The sequence below is a fragment of the Rahnella sp. ATs2 genome, assembly GCF_051851855.1.
In the GTDB taxonomy this organism is placed as follows: Bacteria; Pseudomonadota; Gammaproteobacteria; order Enterobacterales; family Enterobacteriaceae; genus Rahnella; species Rahnella variigena.
In genome coordinates this window covers 44201-57605 of record NZ_JBLYPL010000019.1, presented here as the reverse complement: position 1 = coordinate 57605, position 13405 = coordinate 44201, and the positions used below count along the sequence as shown (strand labels likewise).

Sequence of the window (13405 nt, the reverse complement as noted above, 5' to 3'; positions counted from 1 at the left end):
GCCATGATAGCTCCTTCAGTGAAAATCATTTCTGACACGTTTCTGTAACGTTTACTGCGTGCTTGCGGTTGTCACGTCAGATTGTTGTGCCGAGGCTGCCGTCTGCGGCTCATTAACAGGTGGTGGCGTATCTGTTGCCTTATCACCCACACTCACCACGACAGGCATACCTGAGCGGCGGGTAATCGCCTCTTTCACCATTGCAGCATTAGTCTCATCGTTCCTGATGAATTTCTTCATTGCTGCAGTCAGCGGAATCGGTTTGGTCTGCGGGTCATCCTTTTCGGTGTGCGATAAAGGTTGATGCACTTCGATATAACGCTTACCGTCGGGCTCCACGTCATACTTGATTGGCTGATTCACAATCTGCACGCGGGTCCCTTTAGGAACTGAGTTAAACAGCGCTTCGATATCGTCCGGACGCAGACGAATACAGCCGGAACTCACGCGCATACCAATACCAAAGTTGGCATTGGTACCGTGGATCAGATACTGCCCTGTTCCGGCCGACAGACGCATCGCAAAAAGTCCCATCGGGTTATCCGGACCAGCAGGTACCATTCCCGGCAACGTAATGCCGTCTTTCAGATACGCTTTGCGGATGTTGGCCGTCGGCGTCCACGTAGGGTTAGGGATTTTCTGGCTGACTGAGGTGACCATTTCCGGCGTGTTACGACCCAGCTGGCCAATACCAATCGGATAGACGATGACTTTATCCTCGCCTTTCGGATAGTAGTACAGACGCAGTTCTGCCAGATTCACCACGATACCTTCACGTTTCGTGTCAGGTAACAGCATTTGTGAAGGGATAGTCAGTACGGTTCCCGCTTTCGGCAGATAAGGATCCGTGCCGGGATTGGCTTCCAGCATGGCGATCAGGCCAATCTGGTATTTCGCTGCCACGTCTTCCAGTGGTTTGCCGTCATTCGGCACCACATAAGTCGTGTTTTCGCCAATCAGGCGGCTATTATCCGGCGGCAAAGGGTATTCTGCTGCACTTGCGGTCATGGAATGCGTTGCCATAAACGTGCCAACTAACATTGCCAGAAGGGGTAATGCGCGTCTCATACTCAGTCCTTTTTCGGCCTGCGCTCAGACAATCTGAGGCAAGACATTATCTCGTCTGGTAATACTAGCAGCGCAGAATCTTGTGGCAATCAAACCACAGAAAATCAGAAAGTTACCGAAAGAGAGTCAGGCGAAAATGGCAAAGATAGTGAATTGAAAAATCAGACTAAAAACGAATTGCGAAAGGCAGAACGGAGAATTTGCTTTGCTCATTAGCAGACAATTCCTAATGAGCAAAGCAGCACTGCGGGGCTGATTTAAGACAGCTCAGCAGCCTTAGCACGAATCGAGCGGATCATCGCTTCTAACCCTTGCGAGCGTGAAGGCGTCAGATGCTGGCTCAGTTCCAGCTCCGTGAAGAACGGACGCACATCCAGCTCTACCACATCACGCGGAGTCAGACCCTGATACAGGCTGAACACGATCGCCACCAGACCTTTCACGATGGCAGCATCACTGTCACCCTCAAAGGTCAGCGCACCGTTTTCATCAGTACGCATCACAATCCATACCTGGCTCTGGCAACCGGAAATCAGGTTTTTATCCTGACGATGTTCTTCCGCCAAAGCCGGTAACTGGCCACCCAGTTCGATCACGTACAGATACTTCTCTTCCCAGTTCGGGCACCGGGAAAAGTTTTTGACTAACTTATTTTTATCGGGCAAAGCCATAACAACATCCTGATCAAGGCTGGCGGGATTACCCCAACAGCCGGTGAATACGTTGCAGTCCTGCGACCAGTCGGTCGACTTCTTCACGGGTATTGTACATCGCGAGCGATGCGCGGCACATAGCCGGTACACCGTAGAAGGACATTAACGGCATCGCACAGTGATGACCGGTGCGAATGGCAATACCGTATTGATCAAGGAAGCTGCCGACATCATAGGCGTGGTGTTTACCCAGATTGAACGCAATCACTCCTGCACGCGTCGCCGGGCCATAAATCTGAATATCCGGCACCTGCTCCATCGCTTTCAGCGCGTAAGCCATCAGTTCCTGTTCATAAGCGTGGATATTCTCCAGACCCAGTTCAGTCACATATTCAATGGCGGCGCCCAGCCCCATGATACCGCCGGTATTTGGGGTACCCGCTTCAAAGCGCCACGGAGCCGCGGCAAAGGTCGTCCCTTCGGTCAGACTGACATGCTTGATCATTGAGCCGCCGCCTTCCCACGGTGGCATTTGATCCAGCAACGCTTTGCGACCGTACAGAATGCCGATACCGGTAGGTCCGTAAAGTTTGTGCCCGGACCAGACATAGAAATCACAACCCAGCGCCTGAACGTCAACCGCGTGATGCATCACCGCCTGCGCGCCATCCACCAGAACGGTCAGCCCTGCTGCTTTCGCCTGAGGAATGATTTTTTCGATCGGGTTAACGGTGCCCAGCACGTTAGAAACATGCGCCAGCGTCAGCAATTTAGTGCGCGGCGTGATCAGCGATACAAGCTGCGATAAATCCAGCTCTCCCTGCGGCGTCAGGTGCCAGACATCAATATGCAGATCACGTTCTTTCGCCAGCATCTGCCATGGCACGATGTTCGCGTGGTGTTCCATTTCGGTCAGAATGATATGGTCGCCGGGCTGTAAAAACTCACGCCCCCAGGTATTGGCGACCAGGTTAATGGCTTCCGTGGAACCTTTCACGAAGACAATTTCTTCTGCCGACGCAGCATTCATGAATTGTGCGGCCTGCGTGCGGACGTTTTCCATCTGCTCGGTGGCTTCCGCGCTCATGGTATGAATGCCGCGGTGAACCGCAGCATAACCTTGCTCGAAGAAAGACATTTCACGTTGAATGACCTGACGCGGTTTCTGTGCGCTGGCCGCGCTGTCAAGGTAGGCCAGCGGCTGGCCGTTAACTTCACGGCTCAGCACAGGGAAATCGCTACGTACTCTTTCCAGTGGAAAACTCATTACTTACCTCGATTTAGCCGGCCTGCAATACGGGCAATGACGACTTCACGCAGGGTTTCATTCTCAATGGCTTCCGTCAGTTCAGCGGCAAAAGCAAAGATGATCATTTGCTGTGCATCCTGACCGCTGATCCCACGGGTACGCAGATAGAAAAGCTGTTCGTCGTCGATACGACCCACAGTAGCACCGTGGCTGCACTTCACATCATCGGCATAAATTTCCAGCTGCGGTTTGGTATCAACCTCAGTGTGTTTGCCCAGCAACAAGTTGTTGTTGGTCATTTTGCCGTCGGTTTTCAGTGCGTGCTGCGCCACTTTGATCATGCCGTTGAAAATCGCTTTAGCACGATCGTTCACGATCACTTTATGCAACTGGTTGCTGTTGCAATAACCTTTGTTGTGTTCCAGATAAGTACGGGTATCAGCAATCTCAGAATCAACCGGCAGAACCAGGCTGTTAATGTTGAGCTCGCTGTTTTCACCGTTAAGCTGAGCACTGGTGTTATTACGGGTCAGACCCGCTCCCAGCAGGAAGCTATGGCTGGCAACACGTGCATCGCGACCGATAACCAGATCGTTATGCGAGAAGTGGAAACTTGCCTGACTTTCAAAGGCCAGTTTGTAATGCGTGAAATCGGCATTATCGCCCACATTCACCGTCATACGTGCTCCGGTGAAATGGCCGTGATCGTTCAGGCTGAGATAATGTTCGATCACTTCTGCATTCGCACCGCCCTCAATCGCCAGATGATAGCGATGATGTACGGTGTTCATTTCGCGTGACTGGTCACGACCGCTGCTCAGATGTAAAAGATACAGCGGCTTCTCGGCCTGCTTGCCCGCGGGCAAACGTACAGATAGGGAATCTTGCGCCAGGCTTTCGGTCAGGTGCAAAAACACTTCTGACTGAATCGGATCAGGCAACGTCTGTTGCGCCGCCGGGCTCAGTTTTTCAATTTCAAAAGCACCGGTATCAGAATCACTGAGATCCGCATCGAAACGGCCATCAATGAATACCAGACGGTAGCAATCCACTGGCAGCGCCAGCGATTTAACCTGTTCAACAGTCAGTGCCTGTTGCTGCGGAGCAAAGAACTGATTACCCAGCAGTGAAGAGACCGGAGTGTACTTCCAGTCTTCCAGTTTTGCGTGCGGGAAACCCAGGCGCAGCACCTGTTGCCAGTGTGCATGAGCGTGAGTGGATTGTTCACCGCCACGGCTTTCAAAAAGACGGTAAAGCTGCTGCATGGCGTGCGAACTGCCCGCCGCAGGTGCATTACTCTTCGTCGGTAAGCCAGCCATAACCCTGCTCCTCTAACTGTTTAACCAAGGTGAAATCGCCGGATTTAACAATGCGGCCCTGATACAGAACGTGCACGTAGTCAGGCTTGATGTAGTCGAGGATACGCTGGTAGTGGGTCACGATAACGAATGAACGTTTGCCGTCACGCAGTGTGTTAACACCGTCAGAAACGATTTTCAGGGCATCGATATCCAGACCGGAGTCGGTTTCATCCAGGATGCACAGGTTTGGCTCAAGGGCTGCCATTTGCAGAATGTCGTTACGCTTTTTCTCACCGCCGGAGAAGCCAACGTTCACTGAACGGGTCAGCAAATCAGCAGGCATTTTCAGCATTTCGATTTTTTCTTCGATGAAATCAGCGAAGTCAAAACGGTCCATCGGTTCCTGTCCGCGGTATTTACGCACAGCATTTACCGCAGTTTGCAGGAAGAAATGGTTAGTCACACCGGGAATTTCCACCGGATACTGGAAAGCCATAAAGACGCCTTCACCAGCGCGGTCTTCCGGAGCGAGTTCCAGCAAATCTTTACCGTTGAAGATTACGGAGCCGTCGGTGACTTCGTAATCTTCGCGGCCAGCCAGTGTCGCGGAGAGCGTACTTTTACCTGAGCCGTTCGGGCCCATGATGGCGTGTACTTCACCCGGTTTGATCTCCAGATCAAGGCCTTTCAGAATTTCCTTTTCTTCGACACGGACCTTCAAATTCTTAATGCTTAACATACGTATCCTTGAGTTTGCGCCTGCGCGCTCTTAATTCTGTTTATGCTTTGACTGTGCTGAACTAAAACCTGCCCGGTGCTGACGTCACACCACGCTACACCGGGAGGAAAAAACGTCGGCGAATTAACCGACGCTATGTTCAAGACTGATGGCCAGCAGTTTCTGTGCTTCGACAGCGAACTCCAGCGGCAGCTCGGAAAAGACATCTTTACAGAAACCGTTAACAATCATGGAAATCGCGTCATCTTCGCTGATACCACGTTGCAGACAGTAGAACAGCTGGTCATCGCCGATTTTTGACGTTGTGGCTTCGTGTTCCAGCTGCGCAGTATTGTTACGCACTTCCACATACGGGAAGGTATGCGCTGCGCTGTCGGCGCCAATCAGCATTGAGTCACACTGGGTAAAGTTACGCGCGTTTTCTGCACTTGGCAGGATCTTCACCAGACCGCGGTAGCTGTTCTGGCTGTGACCCGCAGAGATACCTTTGGAGATAATGGTCGACTTGGTATTTTTACCAATGTGGATCATTTTGGTGCCGGTATCTGCCTGCTGTTTGCCGCTGGTCAGTGCAACCGAGAAGAATTCACCAATAGAGTTATCACCTTTGAGGATAACGCTTGGGTATTTCCAGGTGATCGCTGAGCCGGTTTCAGACTGCGTCCAGGACATTTTCGAACCCGCGCCTTCGCACAATGCGCGTTTGGTCACGAAGTTCAGAATGCCGCCGCTGCTGTCTTTGCTGCCGGAGAACCAGTTCTGCACGGTGGAATATTTCACTTCCGCATCTTTGTGCAGAATCACTTCCACCACCGCAGCGTGCAGCTGGTAGGTATCACGAACTGGCGCCGAACACCCTTCGATGTAACTCACGTAACTGCCTTCATCGGCAATCAGAATAGTGCGTTCAAACTGGCCGGTTTTCGCCGCGTTGATACGGAAATAAGTCGACAGTTCCATCGGGCAACGCACGCCTTTTGGCACATAGACAAAGGTACCATCAGAAGCAACGGCAGCATTCAGTGCGGCGAAGAAGTTATCCTGCGCAGGCACCACAGTACCGAGGTATTTGCGCACCAGATCAGGGTATTCGTGAATGGCTTCGCCGAATGAGCAGAAAATAACGCCTGATTCCGCCAGCTTTTCACGGTAAGTCGTGGAGACAGAAACGGAGTCGAAAATTGCATCGACCGCCACTTCTTTGCCTTCACGAACCGGAACACCCAGCTGCTCAAAAGCTTTTTCTACTTCACTGGTGAGGTAGTTTTTATTGTCAAGAGCGCCATCAAGCGCAGGAATGCTGTGCGAATTTTCCGGAGGCTGCTGCGTGGCGCCAGGCTGAGAACCGCAGGTATCATCGCAGCTGCCACATGATGGCGCGGAATAATAGCTGTAATCTTGGTAATCAAGAGGCGTGTAATACGCTTTGAGCCAGTGCGGTTCTTCCATTTTCAACCAGGCATGATAAGCCTGCAGACGGAACTCCAGCATCCACTCAGGCTCATTACGCTTCGCGGAAATGGCACGCACCACATCTTCGTTGATGCCTGATGCTAATTCATCGGTTGCAAGCTGGGTAAAGAACCCTTCTTTATAGTTCGTTCCCTCGCCGACCCAAGACTGCACATCATCTGGAATTTCTACGTTGCTTCGTGACATGTTGGTTACATCGCTTTGTTTACAATAATCTTAAAAACTGAAAGCCGTTTCTTACAGGCCGAAACTTTCGCCACACCCGCAGGCATGCTGAGCTTTAGGATTATTGAATTTAAATATCTGATTCAGTCCTTCACGGACAAAATCTACCTCAGTTCCGTCGATGAAAGGCATGGCCTTCAGCGGAACAAACAGCAAAGCGCCGTCATGTTCAAACACCAGGTCATCACTGGCTGGTTGTTTGGTTAAATCCAGAACGTAGCCAAAGCCGGCACAGCCCGATTGTTTCACCGAGAGCTGGAGACCTTTGACCTCAGGATCCTGCGCCATCAGAGTATTAATCTGTTTTGCGGCAGAATCAGTCAGGCTCACACCTTGCCATACGTTGTCGTCTAAAGAGAAAGAGCCGACAGTTTCAGTTTGCATCTGTCTTACCTCGTAATTTTACGGTCATAGACAAGACCTATTGTCTCTATTCTAGTGATAACAGGTACCACTTCAACCTCTTGTTTTAAGAGGGTATAGCGATTGCCCATGAGGAAAGTCGCTCAATGTGCATCGGGTTAACACCTGGTCGCTGGCGGGTCTTGAACACCGCAACCATCAACTGATTGAATAAATTGTCAATTTTTTGTTAAAAATTAAAATTAACCTTATAAACATTGCGGGTTAATAGCTTTCATTGTGTCTATTATAAAACATTCATCGGAAATGCCTATTTATGAATTCGCCACAACCGAAAAAATTAAAGCTCTTTTTGCTTATCTGCTTTCGCACAACAAAATGAAAAAAACCCGATGAAAACGTTGATCCGGTTATTTTTTGCCAATATGATGGTCATTCTTTGATAATGATTATCATTCAGATAACCCGGAATACTGAGAATGGCTCAATCGGTAAATGCGTGGTTGCAAGGCAAGATCGACGAATACAAATCGAATGTCCGCGATGCCACAGTAGATTTCTACATGGCTGATGCGGCCTTACGACGTCCTGATGCACATTTATGTCAGCTCAAACGCTTCAACAACATTTGTCTGGAAATGGCTAACCTGTGCCTGCAAAACGGCGATGATCACAGCTATCTGCATGCGCTTTGCAAATTGCACAACCGCCTGATTCTGGAAATCAACAGTGTTGTCCGCTGTGAGCTCTTTCGTGTTCAGAGTTATCATTTTGCGCGGCATACGTTAAAACTCATTTGTCAGTATTATGCCATGATGGGCATCTGGGAAAAAGCAACGGCATTTCAAACTGACTTTGCGAAACGCGTCCCTTTCCAGCTTTGACTTACTTTCAATGTGTTACACCAATTTTAAGACAAATAAAAAGGGCGGACACATGATTAATGTATCCGCCCTTCCCTGAAACACGACTCAAGATAACTGATGAATCAAGATAACTGACAGAGCCTGTTTCAGTGATCAATCACCATCGTGGTCAACCTCGACACGCAGCAAAGATTTCCTTTCTCATCAAAAATTTCGATTTGCCAGACCTGGCTGCGGCGCCCGGCGCGCAATGCACGACACACACCGCGCACATGTCCCTCGCGTGCTGAGTGCATATGGCTGGCGTTAATCTCCACGCCGACCACCGTCTGGCTGCCTTCGCAGCACAAATAGCCTGCCATCGATCCCATGGTTTCCGCCAGAACCACCGATGCCCCGCCATGCAGCAGGCCAAAAGGTTGTGTCGTGCGGCTATCCACGGGCATGGTCGCCTCAAGAAAATCTTCGCCCAACTGGGTAAATTCTATTCCCACGTGCCCAACCATACATCCCTGACTGCGCTGATTCAGGGCATCCAGCGTGGTACTGCGTTTCCAGAGTGACATAATGCTTCCTTAATGGTCAGGGAATGATTTCCAGCAAGGCCTGTAACGGATGGCGCACACCGTTACCCTCAATACGCTTAACCTGACTACGGCATGAATAACCGGTTGCCAGACAGCGCTGGCGCGGCAACCGCTGCAAAGAGGTATGCCAGGATAGCTCGTAAATCCCCAGAGAATTCTCAAGATTTTTAGTTTCATGGCCGTACGTTCCGGCCATTCCGCAGCAGCCGACACTGACATTTTCCAGCTTCGCGCCATAGCGGGCAAAAATATCACCCCATTGCTTGCCGCTGTTTGGCAACGCCGTACTTTCCGTACAGTGACCAAACAGATACCAGGATTCGCCGCTTTGCTGCTGTGCCGGGCGTTCAGCCAGCCATACATCAAGCCATTCATGCACCAGTTGTACCTGGAATGAGCCACGCGACTCGCCCAGGATCTCTTTATATTCATCGCGATAACACAGCACCAGCGCCGGATCGACGCCGACCATCGGCATTCCTAATTGCGAAACACGGTTGAGGAACAGCGACGTTTTCTTGGCTGTTTTCGCAAAACGAGTGAGGAAGCCTTTAATGTGCTGCGCTTTACCGTTCGGAGAGAATGGCAACAGAACAGGTTTGAGGCCAAGCTTCTCAATCAGCCGGACAAAATCAGCCACCACCTGCGCATCATAGAAACTGGTGAACGGATCCTGAACTACCAACACGTATTCGCCACGCTGCGCGGGAGAAATGGCTTCAAGTTGCTCAAGCGTCATCGTACTGGCGCGATGTCCAAGTAGCTGCTCGCGCAATGTCGGAGAAGAGAGTAAAGGTAAATCCACCATGCCAATACTTTTCCGGCTCATTTCACGCACCCAAGGTTGTTTGAGGAAGAAATTAAACAACTTCGGTGCTTTTGCCATAAGCGGTGCGTAGCTTTCCACGCCGGCCACAAAGTGATCACGAGCAGGACGCAGATATCGTGTGTGATAAAGCTGCAGGAACCGCGATCGGAATCCGGGAACATCAATTTTAATCGGACACTGTGTGGAACAGGCTTTACAGGCCAGACAGCCTGACATCGCCTCTTTCACTTCATGCGAAAAATCATACTCACCTTTATTGGCGTGCCAGGTGTTACGCGTGCGGTCAATCAGGGTGCGGAAACTTAGCCCTTTTTCAGGCAGCGCATTTTCCAGCGCCAGCGGATCAACGCCCTGTTCTGACAGCAGACGCAGCCATTCGCGCACCAGACCTGCGCGACCTTTAGGCGAATGAATGCGGCTGCCGGTGATTTTCATCGACGGGCACATCGGGCTTTTCACATCGAAATTGAAACATAACCCGTTGCCGTTACATTCCATCGCACCGCGGAATGACTGACGAACTTCCAGCGGAATACGGCGATCCAGTGTGCCGCGTTTCGCCGCATCCACTTTCATCATCGGTTCATCGCAATCCAGCGGCGCACAGATCTTACCTGGGTTGAGGCGGTTGTCCGGGTCGAACACGGTTTTGATCCGGCGTAACTCATGGAACAATTCTTCACCAAAGAAGGCCGGACTGTATTCGGCACGGAAACCCTTTCCATGCTCGCCCCATAGCAGCCCGCCATATTTTGCCGTCAGTGCGACGACTTCATCGGAAATTTGATTGAGCAACATTTCCTGCTGCGGATCGCACATATCCAGCGCCGGACGTACGTGTAATACACCCGCATCCACGTGACCAAACATTCCGTAGCTCAGATGATGGCTGTCGAGCAGCGCCCGAAATTCGACGATGTAATCCGCCAGATGCTGAGGCGGAACACAAGTGTCTTCGGCAAATGGCAATGGTTTAGCCTGCCCTTTGGTATTGCCCAGCAGCCCGACGGCTTTTTTACGCATATTATAGATGCGCTCTATACCAGGCAGATCGGCGCAAATCTGATAACCAATTACACCGCCTTCTTTGTCACTCATCAACCCGTCAAGACGCTCACACAATGCGCTCACCTGGCTTTCGATGAGATCAGCATCATCGCCAGCGAACTCAACAATGTTAAGCCCCTGCATATCTTTGCCTTCAACATCCGTGATGTAGTCACGCACGCTGTGCCAGACAATATCCTCACGTGCCAGATTCAGCACTTTTGAGTCAACGGTTTCTACTGAAAGAGCTTTCGCTTCCACCATAAAAGGTGCGTTGCGCAGGGCCGAGTTGAAAGAGTCATACTTGATATTGACCAGACGACGCACTTTCGGGATTGGCGTGATGTTCAGACGGGCTTCAGTAATAAAGGCCAGCGAGCCTTCTGAGCCGGTCAGAATTCGTGTCAGATTGAAGGTTTGCAGGTCATCACTCAGCACATGACGCAAATCGTATCCGGTCAGGAAACGGTTAAGTTTTGGGAATTTCTCTATTACCAGCGCACGGTTGTCGCGGCAACTGTCGAGCACCGTGCGATAAATCCGCCCGATAACCGAATCTTCTTCGCCCAGTTTATCTGCAAGCTCTGTCGGGATCGCCGTGGTATCCAGCATGTCGCCGCCAAGCACAATGGCCCGGACACCAAGCACGTGATCTGAGGTTTTACCGTACACCAGCGAGCCCTGCCCGGAGGCATCGGTATTGATCATCCCGCCGAGTGTGGCGCGGTTACTGGTCGAGAGTTCCGGCGAGAAGAAATACCCCAACGGGCGCAGATAATCATTGAGCTGATCTTTAATCACACCGGCTTCAACTTTTACCCATCCCTGCTTTGTATTGATATCGAGAATGCGGTTCATATGACGGGACATATCAACCACAATGCCGCGGTTCAGCGACTGACCGTTGGTACCGGTACCGCCACCGCGCGGGGTGAATACCAGCGTTTTAAAACGTTCCTGCCCTGCAAGACGGGCAATCAGTGCCACGTCTGACGTGGCGATCGGGAATAAGACAGCATCCGGCAACAACTGATAGACGCTGTTATCTGTCGCCATCGTCAGCCGGTCAGCATAAGTAGTTGTGACATCACCCGTAAAACCATTCTTTTTTAACGCTTCCAAAAAATCGAGCACCAGCTGGATGACACCCGGCGCCTGAGAAATCTGTGGGATCATTGAATTATGACTCTGTCTTTGTTGTATGCCTGGCGGGCCCGAGGCGACCTGCCGGATCTGACTTGCAGATCCACCTGTTATTTACCCAGAATAAAAACTAACATACTTCGTTTTTCCGCGCTCCGTCTGGTTGCCGTTTGTTGCATTACTTTCATGATGAATCGCAAAAATCGCGTATCAGCACAACGCGTTGCAACTAATCTTGCGGCGGGCTATCCAAAAGCAGCCGGATGTTCCATGCTTATTTCAGATCGGCTGGATTTTGAACACACAGATCATGAACACATGGGATCATGAGCACACTGAATTTTGAATACCCCGGATTTAATATCCGGGTTTGAAATACAAAGTATGGAGGCACAGGGTTCGTGCCTTACTTGGTTTATCACATTGAGAAACATGAATGAATCTCCCAATTAAACGTTACGATTTACCCCAGATTATGTTTGGGGTGTTGTTTATTGCACTGATGACCATCGCCAGTATCTGGATCGTTCAGCCTTTTATTCTTGGGTTTGTCTGGGCAGGCATGGTGGTTATCGCGACATGGCCGCTGATGATTAAGCTCCAGCGGCTGCTTTGGGGACGCCGTTTCCTTGCCGTCATCATCATGACTTTGTTACTGATTTTATTATTTGTTTTGCCTATTGCGATGCTGGTCAGCAGCGCAATTGAAAATGGCGCGCCTCTGGTAGAAATCGCCAGCCACCCTTCCTCACTGCATATGCCTGATTTCCACTGGCTTAATTCCATTCCGCTGGTGGGTCATAAGCTGTATACCGGCTGGCACGCGCTGATTAATGGCGGCGGGAATGCGCTGGTGACCAAGGTTCAGCCGTATGTCGGACAAACAGCCGCGTGGTTTGTCACTCAGGCCGGTCATCTTGGACGGTTTATTGTCCACTGTTCGCTGATGCTGTTGTTCAGTGCCTTGTTGTACAGCCGTGGCGAACAAGTTGCTTTAGGGATCCGCCACTTTGCCATTCGTCTGGCCGCAGAACGCGGTGACGCTGCCGTTATTCTCGCCGGTCAGGCCATACGCGCTGTGGCTTTAGGCGTGGTCGTAACCGCCATTGTGCAGTCAATTCTTGGCGGTATCGGGCTGGCGATTGCGGGCATCCCTTATGCTACCGTGCTGACGGTAGTGATGTTCGTTTGCTGCGTTGCGCAAATCGGCCCATTGCTGATACTGATACCGGCAATCATCTGGCTTTACTGGTCCGGCGACAATACCTGGGGCACCGTGCTTCTGGTCTGGAGCTGCGTGGTCGGGTCCCTTGATAACGTGCTGCGTCCGGTTCTGATCCGCATGGGTGCAGATTTACCTATGTTGCTGATTCTCTCTGGTGTTATCGGGGGATTGTTTGCCTTCGGTATGATCGGGCTGTTCATCGGACCGGTGGTACTGGCCGTATCGTATCGCCTGATTTCCCTCTGGGTACATGAAGCCCCTGAACCAGAGATGGATCCGGAAGAAGCCTTAAAAGCACTGGATGAATAAACTCTTCATTAAGTAACTTTCTGACAGCGTTGCCCATAAAATTGAATGTGGCAGCGCCGTTATTTTATTCCTTTCCTCTCCCCCCTATTTTACGTCCCATCCGTTCCTCAATAACTGCCCTCACTAAATAGTATGAGAATAAACTCTATTAGGAGGATTCTTACAGACTAAATACCTTGAGAAACTTAGTATTATTAACAGTTCGGATTTCAACTCACTGATTTATATACAGGCTTTCCCCTGAGCCGGTATACCCCAAATTGCTGTGTGTAGTCTTTGCCTGTCTCCTATGACGGGCCTTTTTTTTATTTATTGTCCGCTAACTTCA

At 50.7% G+C, this 13405-nt stretch carries 11 protein-coding genes and 1 other RNA gene; 3 read left to right on the top strand and 9 right to left on the bottom strand.

Translation table 11 applies throughout. The features are described 5' to 3' along the window. Positions 1-51 precede the first annotated feature (51 nt). The 7 genes from ACJY2G_RS19390 to sufA form a co-directional block, all read right to left on the bottom strand. A complete protein-coding gene (locus ACJY2G_RS19390; protein WP_120161792.1) occupies positions 52-1068 on the bottom strand; it encodes a L,D-transpeptidase family protein in 1017 nt (338 codons plus the stop codon). Positions 1069-1325: 257 nt separating this feature from the next. Continuing rightward, entirely contained in the window at positions 1326-1739 is a 414-nt protein-coding gene (gene sufE, locus ACJY2G_RS19385; protein ID WP_129638559.1) for a cysteine desulfuration protein SufE, read from the bottom strand. A gap of 28 nt (positions 1740-1767) precedes the next feature. After that, positions 1768-2988 carry a cysteine desulfurase SufS gene (gene sufS, locus ACJY2G_RS19380; RefSeq protein ID WP_430319812.1) on the bottom strand — a complete coding sequence of 407 codons (1221 nt, stop codon included), beginning with the start codon at positions 2986-2988 and terminating at the stop codon, positions 1768-1770. Next, positions 2988-4289 carry a Fe-S cluster assembly protein SufD gene (gene sufD / locus ACJY2G_RS19375; protein ID WP_120161789.1) on the bottom strand — a complete coding sequence of 434 codons (1302 nt, stop codon included), beginning with the start codon at positions 4287-4289 and terminating at the stop codon, positions 2988-2990. The genes sufS and sufD overlap by 1 nt, the downstream gene beginning before the upstream one ends. Further along, entirely contained in the window at positions 4264-5010 is a 747-nt protein-coding gene (gene sufC, locus ACJY2G_RS19370) for a Fe-S cluster assembly ATPase SufC (RefSeq protein WP_112287948.1), read from the bottom strand. Before sufC ends, sufD begins: the two co-directional genes overlap by 26 nt. A gap of 123 nt (positions 5011-5133) precedes the next feature. Then, positions 5134-6669: a Fe-S cluster assembly protein SufB gene (sufB, locus tag ACJY2G_RS19365; RefSeq protein ID WP_120161788.1), complete on the bottom strand. Its 1536-nt coding sequence runs from the start codon at positions 6667-6669 to the stop codon at positions 5134-5136. Between the two features lie 51 nt (positions 6670-6720). Continuing rightward, a complete protein-coding gene (gene sufA / locus ACJY2G_RS19360; RefSeq protein WP_112287949.1) occupies positions 6721-7092 on the bottom strand; it encodes a Fe-S cluster assembly scaffold SufA in 372 nt (123 codons plus the stop codon). 458 nt (positions 7093-7550) lie between these two features. Between sufA and ACJY2G_RS19355 the strand changes: the two genes are divergently transcribed. Continuing rightward, on the top strand, positions 7551-7955 hold the full coding sequence (locus tag ACJY2G_RS19355; RefSeq protein ID WP_112287950.1) for a hypothetical protein: 405 nt from the start codon (positions 7551-7553) through the stop codon (positions 7953-7955). A 128-nt stretch (positions 7956-8083) separates the two neighbouring features. Here the strand turns inward: ACJY2G_RS19355 and ACJY2G_RS19350 are convergent, their stop codons facing one another. After that, positions 8084-8503 carry a hotdog fold thioesterase gene (locus ACJY2G_RS19350; protein WP_120161786.1) on the bottom strand — a complete coding sequence of 140 codons (420 nt, stop codon included), beginning with the start codon at positions 8501-8503 and terminating at the stop codon, positions 8084-8086. A 16-nt stretch (positions 8504-8519) separates the two neighbouring features. After that, positions 8520-11576 carry a D-2-hydroxyglutarate dehydrogenase YdiJ gene (ydiJ, locus tag ACJY2G_RS19345; protein ID WP_439292005.1) on the bottom strand — a complete coding sequence of 1019 codons (3057 nt, stop codon included), beginning with the start codon at positions 11574-11576 and terminating at the stop codon, positions 8520-8522. A gap of 403 nt (positions 11577-11979) precedes the next feature. Between ydiJ and ydiK the strand changes: the two genes are divergently transcribed. Then, complete coding sequence (gene ydiK / locus ACJY2G_RS19340; RefSeq protein ID WP_112287953.1) at positions 11980-13077, top strand: AI-2E family transporter YdiK; 1098 nt, start codon at positions 11980-11982, stop codon at positions 13075-13077. Between the two features lie 197 nt (positions 13078-13274). Continuing rightward, positions 13275-13385, top strand: an RNA gene (rprA, locus tag ACJY2G_RS19335) — antisense sRNA RprA. Positions 13386-13405: the final 20 nt, after the last annotated feature.